Annotated in this window: 13 protein-coding genes; all 13 read right to left on the bottom strand. The window is 48.5% G+C overall.

All coding sequences use genetic code 11. The features are described from left to right. Positions 1-26: 26 nt before the first annotated feature. The 13 genes from Pan241w_RS25030 to moaA all read right to left on the bottom strand — a co-directional run bounded on the left by Pan241w_RS25030 (position 27) and on the right by moaA (position 21987). On the bottom strand, positions 27-1121 hold the full coding sequence (locus Pan241w_RS25030) for a DUF1559 family PulG-like putative transporter (RefSeq protein WP_145221199.1): 1095 nt from the start codon (positions 1119-1121) through the stop codon (positions 27-29). Between the two features lie 297 nt (positions 1122-1418). Further along, positions 1419-6155, bottom strand: a complete 4737-nt coding sequence (locus Pan241w_RS25025; RefSeq protein WP_145221196.1) for a hypothetical protein — start codon at positions 6153-6155, stop codon at positions 1419-1421. A gap of 76 nt (positions 6156-6231) precedes the next feature. Then, the gene (locus Pan241w_RS25020) at positions 6232-7848 is read right to left on the bottom strand and encodes a prepilin-type N-terminal cleavage/methylation domain-containing protein (RefSeq protein ID WP_145221191.1); all 1617 of its coding nucleotides are present in this window, start codon (positions 7846-7848) and stop codon (positions 6232-6234) included. Between the two features lie 59 nt (positions 7849-7907). After that, positions 7908-9281, bottom strand: a complete 1374-nt coding sequence (locus Pan241w_RS25015) for a PilV family protein (RefSeq protein ID WP_145221188.1) — start codon at positions 9279-9281, stop codon at positions 7908-7910. Further along, positions 9278-10627, bottom strand: coding sequence for a pilus assembly FimT family protein (locus Pan241w_RS25010; protein WP_198000138.1), 1350 nt, complete (start codon positions 10625-10627; stop codon positions 9278-9280). The genes Pan241w_RS25015 and Pan241w_RS25010 overlap by 4 nt, the downstream gene beginning before the upstream one ends. Positions 10628-10631: 4 nt before the next feature. Further along, a complete protein-coding gene (locus tag Pan241w_RS25005) occupies positions 10632-11705 on the bottom strand; it encodes a type II secretion system protein (RefSeq protein WP_145221181.1) in 1074 nt (357 codons plus the stop codon). Positions 11706-11739: 34 nt separating this feature from the next. Beyond that, entirely contained in the window at positions 11740-12684 is a 945-nt protein-coding gene (locus tag Pan241w_RS25000; RefSeq protein ID WP_145221177.1) for a prepilin-type N-terminal cleavage/methylation domain-containing protein, read from the bottom strand. A 241-nt stretch (positions 12685-12925) separates the two neighbouring features. Beyond that, positions 12926-14191, bottom strand: coding sequence for a type II secretion system F family protein (locus Pan241w_RS24995; protein WP_145221174.1), 1266 nt, complete (start codon positions 14189-14191; stop codon positions 12926-12928). Between the two features lie 66 nt (positions 14192-14257). Continuing rightward, complete coding sequence (locus Pan241w_RS24990) at positions 14258-15964, bottom strand: GspE/PulE family protein (protein ID WP_145221172.1); 1707 nt, start codon at positions 15962-15964, stop codon at positions 14258-14260. A 173-nt stretch (positions 15965-16137) separates the two neighbouring features. Next, positions 16138-17262 carry a type IV pilus twitching motility protein PilT gene (locus Pan241w_RS24985; protein ID WP_145221169.1) on the bottom strand — a complete coding sequence of 375 codons (1125 nt, stop codon included), beginning with the start codon at positions 17260-17262 and terminating at the stop codon, positions 16138-16140. A gap of 415 nt (positions 17263-17677) precedes the next feature. Then, positions 17678-19381, bottom strand: coding sequence for a GspE/PulE family protein (locus tag Pan241w_RS24980; RefSeq protein WP_145221166.1), 1704 nt, complete (start codon positions 19379-19381; stop codon positions 17678-17680). 402 nt (positions 19382-19783) lie between these two features. Continuing rightward, a complete protein-coding gene (locus Pan241w_RS24975; RefSeq protein WP_145221164.1) occupies positions 19784-20959 on the bottom strand; it encodes an aminotransferase class V-fold PLP-dependent enzyme in 1176 nt (391 codons plus the stop codon). Positions 20960-20985: 26 nt separating this feature from the next. After that, complete coding sequence (gene moaA, locus Pan241w_RS24970) at positions 20986-21987, bottom strand: GTP 3',8-cyclase MoaA (protein WP_145221161.1); 1002 nt, start codon at positions 21985-21987, stop codon at positions 20986-20988. Positions 21988-22037: the final 50 nt, after the last annotated feature.

Here is a 22037-nt window from a genome sequence, read left to right as displayed (position 1 = left end):
CCGTGGTTGCGATCAGCTTCCTTGGATTAGAAGGATGTTCCATCCACAACAGCCTGGCCATAACGCAGACCAGCGGGGGTCAACAGACGGGCATAAACGCCGCCATCCATCTGAGGTGTCAGTGATTTTCCACTGCCATCGCAGAAGATCACATTCACGGCACCACTGGGGTGGTTGGAACTCGGCCGCCAAGCCTGTCCTTTTCCTGCAGTCAGGTTGGAACCAATGCGAGAATCATTGCCAGTCACACTATTCTGCAGATTGAATGTGGGAGAAGCGGTTGATAAGTTCAGAGATCCGGCTGCCATAGGTAATCCTTCCATATCGATACCAAACCCGAGACTTCCTGTACCCTGGTCAGCCCATTCTCCTGCTTGAAGGTTTTCACTTAACATCAGGGTCTGGGTCAGACCATCCGCGGCGGAAATAAAGTCCAGAGACATCCGCGAAGAATAAGGACGCCAGAAGACACCTGTTCCAAATTTGATCGGTGCATTAGCCAAACTAGTGACGGCTCCGTCCAGTGCAGTATCTCCCAGAGGGTGATGTCCAACACCGGTTGTAGGTGTTGTAGCAGCATACCCCACACCAGTAGCATTATAGTTGTCTGTGACATAACCTACATTCACTGCGTAGGACAGTGCCCCTAAGTCGTTGTTGAACTGGTCGTCGGGGCAAGTGAAAACGGGAAAGCGGGTGTTGTTTAAATCTATGAGGGCCTGAATTTGAGCTGGTGTTGCAGCGTCCTGTGAAGCGACATTAGCGACCGTATCCCATCGTTGCCGAAAACCGACTGCATCGAGGAATGGTAAGATGGTCGTACACCAAGAAAGGTTGTCATTCCCGTCATTGGGACGAGTTCCGGCTGGATCGGTTTCAATGTTGGGATCAACCAGGAGTGGCAACTGTGAGTTGGCACCGGATGAAAAGTTGACGACGGCCAATCCGACGTTTCGCATGTTATTCAGACAGGTCAGCTTTCGGGCTGAGGCGCGGGCACTTTGGATCGCTGGCAGAGTCAGCGAAACCAGGATGCCGATGATGGTGATCACCACCAGCAGTTCGATCAGCGTAAAGCCTTTACGCCGTTGCAGCTTTTGTTTGATTCTTAAAGTTTTCATGGTCCTTCTCCTCACTAAAGTACGGTTCAAACAGATTATATATTACTTGTGGTCAAGTATCAAAAACAAACTCAAAAACAGTTTCATTCATCAGGAAACCAGAGGAATCCCGCTAAAATCCCATCTATAGTAATAGACGTTTCAAACATCCATGTCCCACAATCTCCGCTGCACGGCCCGCAACCAGAGTTTACAACTAAGGCAACATGGCTTTCCCCTTTCTCCTGTAACTGATTTAATGATTATGCCTGATTTCTATATTATGCCGATCAGAAAAAACTGTACGCACGATTTCACCTATTGAATATGGAGACGATAACGTATCAATCGTCTCCAGTTTTCAAACTTCTCAGAGGTCCCGTTAAATGCATCTTCGGCCCTTGTTCGATCGATGACAAAGAAACCACGATAATCGGGTTCATTCACTGAACTACCGTTCGAGCGGGCACCAATCTGCACAACGCCATCATTAACCGTCAACCCGGGACCATCGGCATCAAAAAGGGCCACCGATACAAACACAATAAATGTATTACTGCGGGTCGTCGTATTCCCCATTATTTTTGATAAAATTCGATTGCGCGTGAAGTAATCCACTTTAGGCGCTGAAGAAGTGGCTGCATGTTCATTCCAGGAAGCCACTTCAAACAGCCCTCGGGGGTTATTGATTTTAGCGGGGTCCTGCAAATCCAGAGGCAAACTTCGCAAAATACCATTTTCACGCAAAGTGCTGACTGGCCCGTTTGTCGCAAGCGTATCCAGACTTTTGAAAGGACGCGTGCCTGGTAAACCGGGAATAATATACCCTGTCTGTGAAGCCCGTGTTGAATCTTGCACCAAATTTCCGGAAGCATCAATACTCAGCATTTTAAATGCGCCACTCGTCGAGTCTGTCGTGACGCTGTCCCTGGAAAGCAGATATTCCAGCCACCAGTCTCGCGGAGCAACCGTTCTGTCTGAGAGCCTTGGATGATGTGATCTCGTACCGGTTACATCTGTTGTATAATTCGCAATATTCAACGCCGTGCTGGTTGTATTCGCGACGGTTCCCATATCATCAATCAGGGCGGCCAAAACAGACGGGTGCCTGATGGTATTTAAATTCAGTTTCCCAGCGACACGTGGCGCTTCCAATGGATTACCGAGGTGGCGATGCAGGCGTGTAGGAACTTCGATATATTCGAATAAACGATACCAGCGATTGTCGTCATCAGTCGTTGCGGAATCATCCGGACCATCGGGGTCAAGAAATTTTTGTATTCCTGCGACATTGATATCATCAGTATCAATGTCCCCAATTTCCGGATCGGTACCTGCAGCACTGTTTCGAGCCATATAACCACCAACTGTTACCAGTTGTTCTGTCACTTTATCAGGTCCGCATAATGGGATCGACAACAACTCGGCTATGGAGGCAAAGTTCCGATCGAAGTGCGGCTGCCATGTATCAAAGTAAGTCGCGGTGGTACGAGAATTTTTTTGACCGATGGTATTTCGAATATTATTACCGGTACCGATCGTATTTAAGTTATCATTACGTTTATACAATGGTTGTGAGCGTTCCTGGCTCTTCATGGCATTTCGGTCAAGTTGAGCTTGTGCCTCCATGGCGGTATCCATTGTCAGGCTAAATTCACTTTTGGGAACCGCCATCTCATCGACCAGAACCCATGGGTTATCGGGATCCGGAACCGGGACTCCCGCAGAAAGATAAGTATTGCGCCCCAGGTGCGCTTTGCGATACAGTTTTACTTTGATGTCTGACGATGTGGCACTCAACTCAGTCCGGGCGCTATCCAGAAAGCTGCCTGTAGTCCCCGTAAGATCAGTAGAACTGCTATCTAGAACGGTGACGAGCGAGTTGGTGGTTGCCTGATCATTGACAATATCAATTTTGGCTGTGCCAGCAATCGCGACGGATGGAATAATCTGCTCGCCAGCATCATTAAAATCACTATTTCCATTCAGGTCTACGCGAAATTCACTGTAAGGATCGCTGCCATTGGACGTGTCGGCAGCATTTGTGCTTAGCAGTGTGAATAACCCACCAGCGGCGACTTTTCTATTTTTGGGAATGGCATAGGTGCGGACGCTTCCATCTACTTCCAGGCCGATTCTCCATTTTCCCTCTGTCCCAAAAGACACCTCAGCAGGACTGTTATTACGTAACTCGATGGCGGTGAAAAATCGCTCGCGATCAGACCCATCAACTTTATCATCGGGAAACTGCGTCACTGCATGATCGCTCATTTGGTCATCGCACTGGACGAGAATAAATTCACTCAACGTCAATTTCTGCGCTTCGACTCCCCATACTTCAGCACGATCGGTGTCGCTAGTGTTTTGATAAGGATTATCATTGAGCCCCCAACCATCACTCAGATTCGTATCATACTCAAACCGCGTTAGTACATCATCGCGATCCAATGCATCAACCATGTTGACAGCAAACTGCGCCATTTGTTTCATTTCGGCATCGGTATAAAGCGCATTTGACGAGTTATCCTGTGAATAGTCTATGTTTTTGCCCCCTCCCAGAACATAAAGCAGAACATAAATATCTCGGGCCATTCTCTGGCGATCATAGCGTGCCCAGAACTCTTTTTGCTCAGCGTTAGTCGGTGGATAACTTGGCAATGTGCCTGAACCCCAAGACTGGTTGATCTCTGTGGATGTAAGTGCATCGAGTACGCCGTTTTGATTCAGGTCTTCAGTCCCATCTAATATACCATTCTCATTATAATCTTCTCCGGGATGAGGTGTCAGCGGACGGAAGGCGAGCGTTGTTTCTTCATAGACAAGCAGTTCATTGACATTCAACTTTTGCTGGATGAGATTTTGATTAATGCCTCCCAGTGACAGTGACAATAATGCACGCAACTCCGGTCGAAACGGATCAGTGCCTCCAAAGGTCGGAGGAAATGCACTACTTGCTGTTTCCCAATTTCGGAAACCGGGTACTTTTGATTTCCCGAATTGCTTTCGATCCCAGCTGATTGTGGTAAATTTTTTACGAATTTCCTGTGCCTTGCTACTACTCCCAAAGTTATACGGCAGCAATGTTCCCAGACGTGACGTCACCCCGGCATTGGTAATATCGCTGCCGGAAAGGTGCAAAAACGCTAGTTCGTCTGGTCCGAGAATTGTATCGTTGACGCTATCAATTTCGTCTCGATTCACAATAATTTCATCAGCATCGTCAGTCAAAATAGACTCATTCGCGACGGATGAGCTAAAGAGTGAAGCGGGCCAGCGTACAAACGGGCTAGAGTTGGGATTTGCCACTTCCTGATTCGTGTAATGAGGCCATATTCCAGGGCCTCCAAAACCTCCGTTTCGCAAATCCGGCTGCCGGTAATCACCGGCCCCCGAACCTACTTTATTTCCACGGCCCGCGCCATTAAAGCTGATCGGAGAACCATAGCCGGGGACGTTGACCCCCATAGTGCCGGCAAACGTCTGCAGAGTTCCATCTTTATGACTTCCTTCGAAGCGGTCATTATTATCGTCGACTCCTGCTTTTCCAGGACGTGGAAAAGAACTTATTGATATTTGACTGCCTGTGCTTGGCCGTTGTGCATTATAAAGTAGATTTGTTTCCCCCCAAACTCCTGCAGCGAGATCCGTGACGTTTCCAAATGTTCCTGTCGTGTTAGCTGGAAGACCAGAAGAAAAAATAGGGCGACCAAATTTCAGGAAAAAGTATTCCATGTTGGAAAGTTCTGCCCAACTGCTTGGGTAGTCTCCAAAAAAGTTTCTGTGTTGTTCCACCGCATTTAATGGTAAAGTCGTTGGTGGCTGAGCATACAAGGCATATTGAGGATTGATTTCTCCTGGTGAGGAAAGCCCCAGATTAGACCGAGAGAGGAATAAAAATTGATTCGGACCAGATCCTGTTTCATTGTCTCCAAACTTACCACCAGAGCCTGCATAATTCAGGTCGACTTGCTGGGATGTAGGAGAACCACCTCCGGGCTGACGCATGTTGCCAGCCGTATTCAGACCGATCAAACCATCCAAATCATAGACCGTAAATGAGAAGAGGGGAATCACATATGAACCCGGAATCGAGGGATTCTCGATAGGGGGAAAGTCCAGATCCATCCAGATCCCTTCACGAATTCCGTCTCCGTCATTGTCAACATCCAGAAAATATTCGGTATCACCATCACCGGTCCAGATCCCCATTTTTCCCGTTGATGTTACGCCCACACCATCAAGGGGAACACCTGGAAACAGAGCCGGGTCAAATCGTGGCGTTGAGGAAGCGACTCCCGTCTTCGGCACAAAAACATGGTCGGCATGGGGGCGAAATACTCTTTTTGCATAAGTCGAATTCACATACCAATCAGTCACAGGGGCAGCCGACGTTCTTAAGTATTGTGGCCGATGAAAGGAAGGAATGATCACCTGCTTGAAATCATCCGGATTGGCAGGCCAGTTTGGACCTGGTACAAAACCATTATAAGCCAGGAACATATTATTAATATCGGGTGCTGTGTAATTCACATCAATTTCAGGATAACCGGTCCAGCTATTGATCACTGTTTCCTGTGCCGCAGGGGAAAGGTTATAGTTCAGGAGAAAGGCATTGTCGGGTGTTCCATTATAATCCTGGTCAACAGCGGGAGCTGCTGATGAATTTAAAATTAGATTGATGCCTTCGCCTGAATAAGGATGCGCATCGGAAATTTTATCATTGGTATGGTCCATTCCAAACATATTGGGAATCATGGAATGCCGCCGTGACCAAAGCGCGCTGTTATATAATTTTTTATCTTTTCCCGGGCCAATTATTAATTGCTCAAGTGCCCAGTCATAATAGACGTCTGGATTGAAGCCAATATCATCAACATTCAGGGATGCCTCTGCAAAATATTCTGCGCTGGTGCGTTCCTGAGCGGAAAAGGTGTAAAAGACAACGCCCAACAGAGACAGCATGGCCAATAATGCGATCACAATCAGCAATGTCGAACCACGACGAACGGAAACTCTGATTCCCGTTTGATGTTGTATAGGTCTAATCCGTTTCATGAAAACCTCCCATTGTTAAAGACTAGCCGCGGCCTATCCGAATGTCTTAAGAATGCTATCTGTGTTACTAATTCACCTATTTGCGCAACGGGTGAATTAAAGAAATCTGTCGCAATTGTCCAGAAGAGACATCTTTATACTGTATGATAATTTGGATTGCCCTCAGCGGATTTGGCGTTGGGAGTTGTGTTCCGGCAGTCCCCGAATCAACATCCACATTAGTCACATCATAGGGGGAAATTAACGGATAAGGGGCATCAAGGTCGCCTCCCACATCAGCACTGGGATGCCAGGTATCAAAAATATTATTGTATTGTAAATTGCCAGCGTTACCATTTTGGTTTTTGGCTGTAGAAAATGTGTTTGCAGCGGGGCCGCCTATATCAACAAAAATGCCCGCAGCATCATCAAAAACTTTCACATCGAACGAAATCACATTTGATAGAACCAAGTCCTCCGATCTTCTCGGACCATTGCTGTTGAAAGAGACCCCACTAGTGCGATCATTGGGGTCGTTGAAAGCAACCAGCGATCTGTCATCAGGGACGACATAAAACTGTGGTCCTGAAGCGGCATCCATTGGGTTTCCGCCACCACCTACTGAACTATGAGTTAAATCGTGTGGGTAGTTAAAGGTTGAATGAGAAGTTTCCCCTTGCGTAAACCTTCCCATAAAAACGGGAATCGGCGAAACAGGCGGTATGGGCCCTGTTTCTGGTAAGTAGGTTGCAAACTCACGTGAACGGCCTGTCGCATGATTAAAACCAAAACGGGCTAGAGGCATCCCCAAAGGATAATCAGCCGAAAACGGCCCCAACTGGGTATTATCAAGAGATCCGATATCATGAAACCGAGCGTATCTATCCATACCTACAACAAGCCTAAACGCAGAAGAATCGAAGTCTCCCCAAAAGTTATCGGTGCCCGCATATCCCTGTCCATAAAGTGGAGTACCATCATCGGGGCGTATAAAAAATGCTTCGCTACCTGACGTAGAAGAAGCCTCTGGCTGTGAAGTTACTATTTCTGTTAAGCCCAGCGGTTCGCGGAGCAGCATCTGGCGGCGGTAAAGATTGCTGCCTCTTAAGAAATAGCAAACCTCCGCAGCCGACGATTGGGACGTTTGATCGGAAACTAATCTTGCGTCATCTGCATCGGGCTGGTTCGGATTGGCTGATAATCTGTTATTGGGTGCAGCAAGACGATTGCTTAAATCGGTTGCTTTTCCAAAATAGAAAGGTTGATCTGTCAAACTCGGGTTGGCTGTCCGGGACACGGTCAGCTGAAGTAAGTCATCAGTCGTATCATTGGGGTCATTTTCAGAAATGTAAAAGTACCCTCTACGTTCAGATTCTCGGAATAGTTCGCTACGTGGATCATCATTGGCCGGGGGAACAGATCCTGGAGCAAGATCATTATCTCTTCTTGCAAAGGGGAGCAAATACTGAAATGTTCGATTGTCTAAATCTGCTTTCAGGATCGTGGTCAGTAATCTGGCACGCTGATCATTTTCCGAAAGCCCACGTTGCTTCACCGTTGATCCGGAGAGTATTTCAAAGATCTGCGTAAACATCAGCATCATGAGTAAGACAAGCACCACAGAGACAAGCATCTCGACCAACGTAAAACCGCTACGTTTCTCGCGAGTTGACTTTGGTCGTTTCGAATTTGTTTTTTGTGCCGGTGTTTTCATACAAGGTTCTTGTTGAAGAGAGAATTATTTAGACGTGAAGTATCGTAAATTCAACAATCTTAAGGATTATCTGGATCGAGCTTGTTTCCCAAAGAATAGACCTGGACAACATTCGGCATCACAATGACCCCTTCTAAGTGCCCACCACGGGGTGAAGGACGGGTAATCGACTCTAGAATTGGTTGTTCCAGAACAATATCTGCATAATCATCATTGGTACTCTTTTCAAAATTTTGAATGCGATACCAACGCGCGTTTTGATGATCGAAAATGTATCCCCCTTTTTTCAAAAGCGGATTCGTGTAGTTCGCATTAAAATAAAGCCGGAATGAAGTCCGTTTATAATCATCAGAGCCCAGTGCGCCGAATTCTCCATAATCGTCAGTTCCGTTAATCCCATCATCGTTGACACCAGCGACACCAGGTTTGCCATCCGGCCCTGGTAGCCATTCTTCAACAAAGTCTTCGACATCATGCAGCGCTTCAAACTCGGGCGACAGGTTTCGACGGAAGAAAACAACCACGTCAACAGAAGCAACCTGGTTGGGTTCATGTCTGACTGTTAAAAAGTAGGAATAACGTGGGTCTTGGATTTCAATCAGAACTCGTGAGATTTGCTCATAAAGCGGATTCGCAGGCAGCGGATTCGTCCAGGAAATAACGCCGGTAACATCATTAATATTACCTGAAGTCAAAGGGCGTACTTGTGCCTGCTTTCCCGTACTGTCAAATAAAACCAGGCGACCACCGTTCGCGGCTCCATCGATGATAGACTTGAGTCCAACTAAATCAATGTTGCTGCTAGAGAGATCAACCATCACTGAGGTTGGAGTCGGAGTAGGAATAGTGGTATCGAAAACCGGAATTACATCATAAAGCCTAGTCCAGCTATCCTGACTGGAAAAATAACGAAATGCATTTTGACGTGAGACTGCTTTTGCTGTTGCGATTGCTTCTGCTTGTGTCGGTGTAGGTGTTGCTGCCAAAGCTTGTGCTAAAGCGACTGAATAAAAACCAGCGTCATACCGGGGAACTTGCGGGTTTCGATTTCCATTACCGTCATTACCGAAACGGATTTTCAACGTTGTTGCAGCAGTGTTGTTGTCATCTTCGGCCGCATAGTAGCCAAGAGGGTCAACGATATAGAATCCCTGACTGCGATGTTCAAGGTAATTTCCATCAGCGTCCGGGTCGTGTACGAGTGGGCCGGGAAAGGAATCGATCAAGGCTTCGGCGTTGTAGCGTAAGATGGTGCCGTTGGTTAAATTGGTTGCCTGCACTCCATTCAGAATCGAAACCGGAAAGAGTGATGCCAGAGAGATCACGCCAACGCTCATAATCAAAATGGACATGAGCACTTCCATCAGCGTGGAACCCGCACGACCGGGCCGTTGATTGATCAAATGTGGGGTAGAAATCAGAGATAACTTCACTTTGACACCTCTCCTGTTTCTGCATATTTGAATGGATCAAATGCGATACCAGAGACATTGAGCTGGCTTGCGCTGATACTTCCGGTGCGGGTGTACAAAGAGAGAAGAATCGTCGACGTGTTCGGCTCGACTTCCCAAACGACTGAACCGTCTGTTGTGAAAGAGACGCCATCAACCCGCGCTCCTGATGCGAGAAACACGGTAGGGTCAGAACCACTGGTGCCGGCCGTCTTACAAACGTACGTTCGATCGTAGGGAGTATAGCTATAGCTGCCCACTGTGCCACGGGCAGGAATTTGAATGCGGTCCCCTTCCGCATAGTCGGTCCCGCTTAACCAGGTCGAATTAATATTTTCAATCGAGTTAATGGCAAAGTGAATTTTGCCACTGCCGGCTTCTCTTCCAATTACCGAGCCGCGGGGAGAAAACATCAGATCCAACTGGCTGGAGTAAAGACGTACGTCATCGGAACCGGGCCAGCCGAGTTCTGCGGCATCATCGTTTCCATTTGCCCCATCATCGTCAACGCCACTCTTACCGGGTTGACCATCATCACCGGGTGAAAATAAATTCGACCTCCAACTGGCCGGGATAAACGAGCGATCCAAATCAATGGCGGCCCCATTGGGCAACAGAACCGGCTCCTCACCAGGTAGGACCTCTGAGACGAGCTCTAACTGATAGGTACTCGGCCCACTACCGGCAGTAAAAGCGATAACTGCAGGATGAGGGTTAGTACCTGACTCACGGTAAGGGGTCGTTAATCGCAAGACTTCCTCGGATGAATTGATTGTGGAAGCGGCCAAATTAATGGTATACCAAATGCCGCTCCCAGTATCGGGAATCTTAATACGTGCATTTTCGAGGATTTGACCACGGTCATAGAGAAATTTCCAGTCTGTTCCCGTTCCGCGGACTTCAAAGATATCCGGACCATCGGCGGTTCCGTCATCAGGGCTTTCATCGATTCGTTCTAGGTTAATCGTGCCACGAGACCAAGGCTCGGAAGGTGCAATGTAGACCATACTGGTTACAGTCGCACGGTTACTTGAAATCGTGCTTCCCTGACTACCGGTCCGGTCTAATAAAAATCGAACGCCGCGAGGTGCTTTTGCGTATATGGCTCTGTCACGGGCTCCCGCCAGATAGGATTGCACCTGACGAGAAGCGGACCGAGTCACATCAGAGGCCAGCGCAAAGTTGATCGAGGTAATCGTGATGACTGCCAGAATTGCCAAAATGGAAATGACGACCAACAACTCAACCAACGTAAAACCTGACGGAGTCTTGCGTGCTTTTAAACCAATATATTTCAGGGGTAAATTGGAACGGGATAATATTTTCATAATACTAATTTCCTCCCGCTCGTTGATTGTGATTCGTAATATTGTCGAACAGACCATCAAAATTAGCAGCATCAGGATGGCATAAATAACCATTGTTTGTTGCATCGACCGGCTCATACAGGCCTAAGATACTATCCTGCCCTGCTGAGACGATTAAGGGTATGGAATAGGTGTCTCTCGTCGCATACTGGGGCAGTGTATAAGGCGTCGAAGAATCGCTGGCAGCAAAGAGCGGGTTTAAAAGGCCACTCAGATTTTGATTATCCAACTGTATCAGACCCTTGGGATCATCGGGATCAATTGTGAGAGGGTCACGTTGTCCCGTGCCAGAAATGACCTCTGCCGGCAGACTCGAAATAAGGTAGCCTGCGGTTGTGCGATCTACATTGACGCCGTCCGGCTTGATCAGGCGCGTGGGCCAACGGTAAAAGCGGAGAGGCCTTCCCCAACTATCAACAAATTCTTTGAGCCCGTCCCCGTCGGTATCTACCACTTCTGTGGAAAGGAAATTATCTTCACCCAAAGGGGCCGCTCCATAGACGCCATGTTGCGTGAGAAAATAATACAGGTACTCAGCAGAAACACTTCGCCCGCCATCAGAGCCAAGATTACCGGCGGCCCCGCTCGTACCAGCGACGGCATCCATGAGTGAATCAATGGATGCATTCTCATTTCGCACCTGAGGGAAATACTGACGGAACAAATCTTTCGCAACCAGGATTTCAAGGACATCTGTTGAGACAGAACTGGCGCCCGCCCCCAGTCCAATGTTAGTACTATCACTAGTGGAGCGTCTCAATTTTGTTGAGCGAAAAGAAACCAGGCGTTCCAGATCTGTTTGATTACGATTTGCGCCTGAAGCCCTGCGTAACGCATCAATTCGTTGAGTCAGCAAACCATTGATTTTGGTAATCGTCGACATCGTTGCCTTTTCCCGGGCGGTGTTGCCGAGGTTTCTCACGACAAACACAGATGTCGCAATCAAAAACAGCAGGATGCCGACTACCATCATCAATTCCACGATCGTAAAACCGCTTCGCGTTGATTGAACGGATTGATGAATTCTAAGATGTCGCATTGTGAAACCTGACTTCATAAAAACGATACGCTGACTATTTCAGGGAACCACTGACGAAATTGGTGATGTTATCTGCTTCGACAGTTCGGTCATCAGTATATGTCGGAAGCTGAGGACCGGGAAAGTTCTTGTCGGGATCATAATTCCCGCCAGTTCCATACTGGAAATCGGCACCAGGAGAAATAATCTGGTACGACTTCGCTTTAAACGGTACTCCGGGAGTTGAACCATGGGCTGAATTGCCCTCACGATAGACACTTCTAAAACCGAGTGTCGCAGGTAGATCTGCAGTTCGATAACCGCGACCCTCGTAGCTACTGAGATATATATACGGTAGTTGTTGGCCGGGAAATGAATCTATATATTCAAGGGCAGTATCGGAATCGGTATCGACGAAGCGACTGCTGTCAAATTCAAAGTAAGGTCCCTGGCGACTTGTATTGGATGCAGAATAGGCAGCGCTATATCCGGGATCTGCTGAAGTATGACCGGGATTTAGAAATGGCTGAGCAGGATTTTTTGAAAATCCATAAACTCTGTAGGTGCCGTCTGGGGTTTGCTCAAAGACTCCACCTAAGAAGAAGACCAGGCATTCACCCGCATTCAAAGTAATGGTATCAACCACATCGCCGTCCCCGTTGATATCTTTGTTCAATGAAAAATCAAACTGAGGCCACAACTGTCGAATGAAGCCTTTACTACTCTGATCCCAAGTGGCAGTGCCAGACTCGTACAATACAATTCCGCTGGGAGGGTCTATACCAAAATCCTGCTTGAATGCGGTAATCGCCGTTTCAAAATTGGCAATTTCCGCACGCACATTCGCTTGTTGTGCTCGGAGGCGGACCGCACCGATGGCGGGGATGAGCAGGCCTAATAGAATCAGGATGATCACAATTACAATCATGAGTTCGACTAATGTGAACGCACGCCTGTTTTGCTGTGACGCCGTGAGGGTTTGGGGCGACCGACGGTTCATTGTTAACTCCTAACTCTTTTCATATTCAACAGTTTGAGAGAGAAAACCCAGGTTTGATCCCTGAGAGACCAAAATCAGTCGAGAGTTTCCTGATCCATTATTAAGGGCAATTTTTGTGCCTTAAAAACAACAAAACGCATAAGGTATTTATTCAAAACGATTTATTGCCATTATGCTTTACGCAAATCACGATAAAACGTTGGAAATATCTGTATTATTTTGCAACACCCTATCCAAAATACTACGAAAGGTCATTCAAGAGTTTGATCAAAGGCATGAAGAGCGCAATCACGATAAAACCGACGATCAGACCGAGAATGATCACCATTAACGGTTCCAGCAAACTCACCAGCGCATCGACCAGCACCGCGACCTCTTCGTCGTACACGTCGGCAACCTTGTAGAGCATGTTATCGAGCGCACCGGTCTCTTCACCCACGTCCACCATGTTGACGACGATATCATCCACAATCCGCGCCTCGCGGAGCGGAACGGCCATGGTTTCCCCTTCGCGAATGGCGGCATAAATCGTATCGAATGCTTTCTGGAAGACCATATTCCCCGCCGTGTCGCGGGCAATGATAATTGCTTCCAGAATCGGCACCCCGGACGAGATTAATGTCCCCAGCGTCCGGCAGGTTCGTGCCGTCACCGACTTACTGATAATCTTCCCTAATAAGGGTATGCGCAGCGCGATCCAGTCGACAATAAACGCACCCTTCTTATTCTTCTTGACGATTTTGATAAAGATCCAGAGTGCCAGTGGAACTGCAGGGAAGAGATAAAAGTAATTGACCACGATATCACTGATTTTCATCAATAACAGAGTGATGCCCGGAAGTTCCGTACCGAAATCAAGGAAGATCTTTTTGAATTTCGGAATGATCCAGTACATAATGAAACCGACGATCAAACTGGCAACGGTGATAACCGCCACCGGGTAGATCATGGCCCCCTGCACTTTCTTTTTCAGACTTTGAGCACGCTCTTTGAATTCTGCCAGACGTTGCAGAATGACTTCGAGTGCACCACCGGCTTCCCCCGCTTTCACCATGTTGACATACAGGTTGTCAAAGCACTTGGGCTGCTTGGCCATCGCTTCGGAGAGTGTATTTCCGGATTCAATATCTTCAATGACACCATCCAGTGATGCTTTCAGCGGGCCTGGCTTGGCCTGTGATTCGAGAATCCGCAGGCTTCTTAAAATCGGCAAGCCGGCGTCCTGCAACGTGGAAAGCTGTCGCGTGAATGTCGTCAGCTGTTTGGAGCGAACACCGCCGATGGAGAAGCCTCCTTTTTTGGCGCCTCCGCCCTTTTTACCTCCGCCCCCTTTGGTGGCGGCGGCTCCCTTCTTCTGTTTTTTTCCACGACCTTTTTCGGCGATTTTGGTGACGAAAAAGCCCTTCTCTTTGATGAGTGTCTGGGCCTCTTCTTCGGATGGGGCTTCGATGGTATCTTTTACCTCGAGTCCAGTGTTATCCATTGCCTCATATTGATAAACCGGCATGGCGTTACTCCGTCAAAAGTCTTCTAAAAAATGGTTTGTATTTTGCATCGGCCCCGGGGGCAGACATTACTCAATATCTTCCATCACTGTTTCGCGAACAACTTCGTCGATTGTTGTGACGCCGTCAAAAATCAGTTTCAGCCCGGCTTCACGCAGGGTGGTCATTCCCTGGCTGCGGGCCACATTCCGAATATCATCAACGGACGCATCTTCCGTGATCAGATCGCGGATTTCATCGGTGACGTCCATTAATTCATACAGGCCGGTGCGGCCTTTGTAGCCTGAGTTATTACAGGTCGCACAGCCTTTTCCGTAGTAAAAGCTATATTGCCGCGCCTGTTCGATGGGGAGCTGCAATTCCAGCAGCAGTTCATCGCTGGGTTCAAATTCGGTGCGACATTCTTTACAGATGGTACGTACCAGACGTTGCGCCTGGATGGCTTCCACCGTCGCTGTGATCAAGAACTTGGGAATATCCATATCACGCAAACGTGTGATCGCTGAAGGCGCGTCGTTAGTATGCAGCGTGCTGAATACCAGGTGGCCGGTCAGCGCACTTTGGACGGCGATTTCCGCAGTCTCGTAGTCTCGAATTTCCCCGATCAGAATCTGGTCGGGGTCGTGTCGTAAAATGGCACGCAACACCGAGGCGAACGTAACATCGATATCAGGGTTCACAGGAACCTGGATCAGTCCGTCGATGTCGTATTCGATGGGATCTTCGGTCGTGATGATTTTTTCTTCGATGACATTCAGCTCATTCAACGCGGAATAGAGGGTTGTCGTTTTACCACTTCCCGTTGGTCCGGTCACGAGTACAATGCCGTTGGGACGATGGATCATTTCCCGGAAACGGGAGAGCGTTGTTGGATCCATGCCGATCTTGTTCAAGTCCAGCTGCACGACGGTTCGGTCCAGCACCCGCATTACGACGGCTTCACCAAACAGGGTTGGCAGCACACTCACACGCAAGTCGACGGGGTTGCCACCTACGTTCAATTCGATACGACCGTCCTGAGGTAATCGTCGTTCTGCGATATCCAGGTCCGCCATAATTTTAACACGCGAAACAATGGCGTTCGCCAGGTGGCGTGGGGGAGGCACCATTTCGTAGAGCACGCCATCAGCACGCACACGTATTTTGAATTCATCTTCAAATGGTTCGAGGTGGATGTCGCTCGCCTGATCCTTAATGGCCAGCAGAATCACCATATTCAATAATTTTCGGATGGGGGCAGCGTCGGCTACTTCTTCGGAAGATGAGAGGTCGTAAACATTCTTGCCGGTTTCTTCGCCGAGTTCGTCTTCAATGGCACCGATCACATCTTCGATGCTGTCCTGTTGCTCGGAGTAGTGACGTGCAATTGCTTCTTCGACATCTTTCAGGTTTGAAACAGCACCCCTGACGTCGTACCCCAGAAAGTTTCTGAGGTCATCCAGAGCGGAAACATTTTGCGGATCAGCCATAGCGACGGTTAAGACATCGTCTTTCAATGAGACAGGCATGATTTTGTAAATCGATGCCATCGTTTCCGGTACAAGCTCCAGGACTTTCGGCGGAATATTAGTTTCGCCCAGTTCAACAACGGGCATGCCCCATTGCTCAGCCAGGGCTTGCGTGACCTGCTCTTCGGTGACCAGCCCCATTCGAATGGCAACCTGACCGATGACTTCACCGGGACTCTGTTTCTGTTCTTCCAGAATATCCCACAGCTGATCCTCTGAGATATAACCCAGATCGACCATGATTTGACCAAGGCGTCTTGCTGCCATTTATGCCTACCTTTGACTAACTCTAAAATTTCATTCGAAAATGAACGACCTGACTTCGATTCCCTGAATTCCTGTTCCTTGGTGGAAGCGATTTGATGAAGCAGTCACGTTTGTCGTTCCTGTCTCTTTTATTCAAATCACTCGACGCTATCTCTTACTAACCCTGAATTGAGTTAGTCTTCGTAATCTTCAAAATCATCATCGCCGTCTTCATCATCTTCCAGCAATCCTTTCTTCGCCATGGCGATCTTGGCTTTGAGTTCGCCAGGATTATTCGATCGCATGACGACATCTTTTTCCTCACACAGTCCATCGCGCCAGAGGTTGTATAATGCATCGTCCAGCAACTGCATGCCATACTTTCGTCCGGTTTGAATACTGGAGTTGATTCGGTAGGTTTTCGCCTCACGAATCAGGTTTGCAATCGCCGGAGTCACAACCAGCATCTCATAGGCGGCGACCAGCCCTTTGGGTTTTTTGGGCATCAACGCCTGACTGAGAATGCCAATAATGGAGGACGATAACTGGGTCCGAATCTGGTCCTGCTGACTGGTGGGAAACACGTCGATAATTCGGTCTACCGTTCCCTGAGCTCCTGTCGTATGCAGGGTTCCAAACACGATGTGTCCGGTTTCCGCGGCGGTAATGGCGGCAGAAATCGTTTCAAGGTCTCGCATTTCCCCCACCAGAATCACGTCGGGGTCCTGCCGCAGTGCACGTCTCAGGGCTTCCGGGAATGTGGGAACATCAACGCCGATTTCACGCTGGTTAATCGTCGATTTTTTGTGCTCATGATAATACTCAATGGGATCTTCCATCGTGATGATATGGTGATCCATCGTATCATTCATATGATTGATCATACTGGCCAGGCTGGTTGTTTTACCACTACCGGTCGGGCCCGTTACGAGGAACAAGCCTCGGGGGCGTTCCAGTAGATCCGCAATGACGGTCGGCAGCCCCAGTTGTTCGAAAGTCAGAAACTCGTTCGGAATTCGACGCAATACCATACCGATATGGCCGCGTTGTTTGAACACAGAGACGCGGAATCGCGCTTTGTCACCGAAAGCAAATCCAAAGTCGGTCCCCCCGACTTCCTGTAGTTCCTGCTGATTTCGTTCAGGCGTGATACTTTTCATCAACGCGACTGTATCATCAGGTCCCAGACTTTTTGTTTCGAGCCGGACCATATGCCCGCCGACCCGGACAACTGGCGGCTGGCCGGTGGTGATATGTAAGTCACTCACCTTTTCTTTTACGACCGTCTCCAGCAATTTGTCAATCTGAACCGTTGCCATCCAAAGTACTTTCTGAAAACTCTTTGATTGAAAAGTGAGCGATCACCGCTGAATCACTGGTGATAGAGCCAGTCACGAAACTGTTGATCGTTGTTCGATTTGAGTGATCTCTCTTCTAAAACGATTATCGGCTCGTGTTTTTCTGTGAACAACTCGAGTGAATTAAGAACAAAGTGAAACGAGAATCAATTCAACAATATTAGATAAGATAATTAAGAAATGTATCAATGAAATTGGTCGCAAATTTAACGACTGCAAACCAATTATCCGGTAAACGAACTCAAAATTCAATAAAAGCCCTGAATTAGATCAAATTGTTCTGATGAACGCAGCGGAAGCGTCTGACGGGAATCAAGCCCTCTGCTCCTGCTGAATGTCTCCAATTGAGCCCGTTTTTGTGTTCCTCATCCCTGTCTTACTGGCCCTCTAATCCTTTGGCTAATTTCAAGGCTTCCGAGAGAGTTGTGATCCCCTCGAGTGCTTTATCGGTTGCATCTTCTGCCAGCGATTTCATACCGAACAAACGTGCCTGTCTTCTAATATTTTGAGCGGCTTCACTGCGAAAAGTCATTTCACGTATAGCCGAATTCATCATCATCAGCTCAAACACCGCCTTACGCCCTTTGTAACCAGTGTGTGAACAAGTGTTGCATCCTTTGCCGCGATTATGGATCGCGCTCTCCAGTTGGCTGGCTGTGAGTCCCAGGTACTCCAACTCGCCAGGATCTGGCGTATAACTCTCAACACATTTTCCACAAACAACCCGCACCAGACGCTGTGCCATCACGGCCATAACGCTGGATGCGACGAGGAACGGTTGTACCCCCATGTCGATCAGGCGTGTAATAGATCCGGGCGCATCGTTCGTATGTAGCGTACTGAATACCAAGTGTCCTGTCAAAGATGCTTGGATTGCCATCTCAGCAGTTTCTTTATCGCGAATTTCTCCCACGAGGATCACATTGGGTGCCTGTCGCAACATCGCACGAATAATACGGGAGAAATCCAAGCCGATGTGGTGCTTTACTTCGACCTGATTGATGCCGGGAAGATAATACTCGACGGGATCTTCAGCGGTAATAATCTTTCGGTCCGGCCGGTTCAGCTCACCCAGAGCACTGTACAAAGTGGTAGTCTTACCACTTCCTGTCGGGCCAGTCACTAGAAAGATTCCGTTGGGTCTTCGAATAATTGTCTGGAAGCGGCGATAGTTTTCTTCCGAGAATCCCAGGTTTCGAATCCCCACTTTGATATTATCCCGGTCTAGAATACGCATGACGACCGCCTGGCCATGGTTGGTTGGGAGAATACTCACACGCAAGTCGAAGTCTTTCCCTCCAAATGAGGTCTTGATACGACCATCCTGAGGGCGGCGTTTTTCGGCGATATCCATCGAAGCCATAATTTTGAAACGTGAGACCAGCGCCATCAATAAACGCCGCGGGGGGCTGTCGCGTTCAATTAACACACCGTCAATTCGATAACGAATTCGGATTCGGTCTTCAAACGGTTCGACGTGGATATCGCTGGCCCGCATATTCACGGCTTCGCTGATGATCAGGTTGGCCAGTCGAATTACCGGGGCGCTCTCATCTTCTTCAGCAACCGTACTGGTTGTCGCCAATTCTGTGGCTGTAATGTCAATCTGCGTTTCGGTGAACTCTTTCAACATCGTATCGACCGACTCGGTTTCACTCTGGCCGTAATGCCGGTTGATCGCAGCCTGAATCGATTCAATGGGCGCCATGACCACATCGATATCTCGATTGATAATAAACCGCAATTTGTCCAGAACCTCATATTTCATAGGGTCATGCAGGGCAATCTGCAGAGAGTCGCCTTTCATTCCCACGGGAATGACCGTGTTTTCACGTGCCATCGATTCGGGAACCAGCTCAATCACAGATTGGGGAATCTCAAGCGAATCGAGTTCGACGAAATCATATCCGTACATGGAGGCCTGGGCCTGGGCGATGACTTCAGCTCCGACATAACCTAGCTTGACCAGTGCTTCACCAGGAGAAATTCCCATAGAATTGGCCATACTTGAGGCTTCATCGATCTGGGCGGGGCCCAGGAACCCATCATCTACTAACTGTTGCATCCAATCGTCGGCCATTCAATTTCTCCACGGAATAGAAATCAGTTCTCACCTGAAAGTATCCTTTTTTCCCATATCAAAGGGGGGGATTCAATGCTCAGGTTCAAACTGGTTTATGAAAAATCTATGAACTGAAGGCAGTTTTCCGCCTGTCAGTCAGCTCATCCTGCAACTGAAATTATTCACCATCCCTCCGCAACAGAGTTGACTGATCTCTGGTTTTTTAATGATCCATTGGGAATAAGGACTTAAGATGTGTCGTGCAAGAATTGCCTATTTTTAATTTTGAGGTAGATTCGGTAGAGTGTCAAGGATGTAAATCGCTATACAAAAAATACTTGTGATAGTTTTCTGATTCCGGCTTGCCAGTCAGCGATTTGGTTTGACTCTCTCCGTTCGCGTTTGAAATCAGGGACTGTTTCAAAAATGAAACGAATCCGCCAATTCATGCATGGCTGAAATGGCTGTTTCAATTTGCGACATGGTTGTAAAAGGCCCGGGACTGAGCCGTAACGTTCCCCCGAAATCCAACGATTGAATCGCGCGATGAATGCGTGGGGCACAATGCAGGCCGGCTCGGGTCTGAATGCCAAAATTTTCGTCCAGAATTGATGCAAGTACCTGGGGTTCCACCATTTGATTTATCAGGCTGATTACACCAACACGGCCTTCCAACTGTGAAGGCCCGGGCAGGTCGAAGCCAGGGAGATCTCGCAGACCTTCGATCAGTCGTGCGGTTGATTCCTGCTCGTGCTCACGGATAGTGGAGATGCCTCGTTCCTGCAGATATTCCAGCGAGGCTTTCAATCCAATCAGGCCGGGGGCATTATGATTGCCGGATTCAAACTTGTCGGGCAGAGTCTCTGGTTGTGTCTCTTCCTCGCTTCGGGTTCCGGTCCCCCCTTGCCTGAAGCTGTTGACCTGCTCTGCCAGTTCTGCACGGAGATAAATCAATCCCGTGCCTAACGGCCCGAGCAAACCCTTGTGTCCGGGGCAGGCTAGAAAATCCACGGGCATTTGAGAGACATTGATGGGCAGGTGACCGGCTGTTTGCGCTGCGTCGACCAGAAACAAAACGCCCGCATTGCGTGCGATCTCGCCGACATCATTGACTGGTTGAATACTGCCTGTGACATTGGATGCATGATTGAGAATGATCAGCCGCGTGTTGTCTCGAATCGCTTCACGAAATGCGGCCGCTTCCACCACTCCACTTTCGTTTGCCGGAATGAACGTCGATTCCAGTCCCCAGCGTTCCTTCAGGGTTTGCAGCGGTCTGAGAACTGAATTGTGTTCTACATCGGAGGTCACCACATGATCGCCGGGCTTCAGTACGCCGTGAATAATCGTATTCAGGCTATCCGTTCCATTAAAGGTAAAAGCGATTTCTTCCGGTCGTGCCGCCCCCAGGAGCTCAGCTGCCAACTTGCGACACAGATCGATGTCGGATTGCAGTGCAATCGATTTGTGATACGCACCCCGGCCGATGGGCGCGCCTACATGACGGTTATAATGATCAATGGCGGTATAGACGGATTCTGGCTTGGGGAAACTGGTGGCCGCGTTATCCAGATAAATCAATGGCTGCTCATTCATTTCAAACTAACCAGACTCGAAGTGCGTCAGCCACCAATGGAGTACATCGGGCGGTCCGGCTGAATGAAACGCGCGGTATTGATTTCGTGTCCTTCTTTTTTGGCAGCGATGCTCTCGCGTACTGCTTTCAGGATCTGCTCATCAGGGGTATCGGCGCGGAACAGTGCGCGAATATCGGTCTCATCCAGACTGAATAAGCAGTTGCGAAGTTTGCCGTCTGCGGTCAAACGAAACCGATTGCAGCTCATACAGAAGGGGGCACTGATTGAAGAGATGAATCCAATTCGACCGACGCCATCTTCGAAGACAAAATTGGACGCCGGTGCGCTTTTATCAGCCTGTTTCTCTGGAATGAGTGGCATGATCCCCTGCGCGAGAATTTCCTGGATCTCGTGGGCAAACAACACTTTTTCGCGTTCCCATTGATTGTCTGCATCAAGGGGCATGAATTCGATAAAGCGAATTTCGGCTCCTGTTTCGCGTGCCAGGCGCCCGAAGGGAATGATCTCCTCTTCGGTCAGATTGCGAATGGAAACGGCATTGATTTTCACAGGATCAAAGCCGGCGGCATGCGCTGACTTTATTCCTTCCCGCACTTTTTCATAATCATCGCGGCGGGTGATCTCTTTGAATTTTTCTGCGTTTAACGCATCGAGACTGATATTAATGCGTCGCAGGCCGGCGTCGTATAGCTGCTGTGCGTATTGCGGCAGCAGGATGCCATTGGTGGTGATGCCGATATCCTGGATGCCGGGAATTTCCGCCAGCATCTTCACCAGCTCGGGAACATCTTTTCTGACCAGTGGCTCGCCGCCGGTCAAACGGATTTTGTTCACGCCCAGGGGTACGACCAGACGGACAAAGCGAACGATTTCTTCAAACGACATGATCTTGCTGCGGTGCACAAACTGCACGTCTTCCGAGGGCATACAATAAAAGCAGCGAATGTTACAACGATCGGTAACGCTGATTCGCAGATTATTATGCACGCGTCCGAATGAATCGATTAGCTGATTCTGGTTTTCCATCAATGCCTCTCAGTAAACGCTGTCTTGACGTCTCTCCGTCTGAACGACTT

The sequence above is a fragment of the Gimesia alba genome, from assembly GCF_007744675.1.
GTDB lineage: Bacteria > Planctomycetota > Planctomycetia > Planctomycetales > Planctomycetaceae > Gimesia > Gimesia alba.
Note: the sequence above shows the minus strand (reverse complement) of the source record. Positions and strands in the feature narration are given on the sequence as shown.

Excerpts from the sequence above, each read along its gene's own strand:
- Pan241w_RS25030 (WP_145221199.1), bottom strand. The coding sequence starts at position 1,121 with ATGAAAACTTTAAGAATCAAACAAAAGCTGCAACGGCGTAAAGGCTTT.
- Pan241w_RS25025 (WP_145221196.1), bottom strand. The coding sequence starts at position 6,155 with ATGAAACGGATTAGACCTATACAACATCAAACGGGAATCAGAGTTTCC.
- Pan241w_RS25020 (WP_145221191.1), bottom strand. The coding sequence starts at position 7,848 with ATGAAAACACCGGCACAAAAAACAAATTCGAAACGACCAAAGTCAACT.
- Pan241w_RS25010 (WP_198000138.1), bottom strand. The coding sequence starts at position 10,627 with ATGAAAATATTATCCCGTTCCAATTTACCCCTGAAATATATTGGTTTA.
- Pan241w_RS25005 (WP_145221181.1), bottom strand. The coding sequence starts at position 11,705 with ATGCGACATCTTAGAATTCATCAATCCGTTCAATCAACGCGAAGCGGT.
- Pan241w_RS25000 (WP_145221177.1), bottom strand. The coding sequence starts at position 12,684 with ATGAACCGTCGGTCGCCCCAAACCCTCACGGCGTCACAGCAAAACAGG.
- Pan241w_RS24995 (WP_145221174.1), bottom strand. The coding sequence starts at position 14,191 with ATGCCGGTTTATCAATATGAGGCAATGGATAACACTGGACTCGAGGTA.
- Pan241w_RS24990 (WP_145221172.1), bottom strand. The coding sequence starts at position 15,964 with ATGGCAGCAAGACGCCTTGGTCAAATCATGGTCGATCTGGGTTATATC.
- Pan241w_RS24985 (WP_145221169.1), bottom strand. The coding sequence starts at position 17,262 with ATGGCAACGGTTCAGATTGACAAATTGCTGGAGACGGTCGTAAAAGAA.
- Pan241w_RS24980 (WP_145221166.1), bottom strand. The coding sequence starts at position 19,381 with ATGGCCGACGATTGGATGCAACAGTTAGTAGATGATGGGTTCCTGGGC.
- Pan241w_RS24975 (WP_145221164.1), bottom strand. The coding sequence starts at position 20,959 with ATGAATGAGCAGCCATTGATTTATCTGGATAACGCGGCCACCAGTTTC.
- moaA (WP_145221161.1), bottom strand. The coding sequence starts at position 21,987 with ATGGAAAACCAGAATCAGCTAATCGATTCATTCGGACGCGTGCATAAT.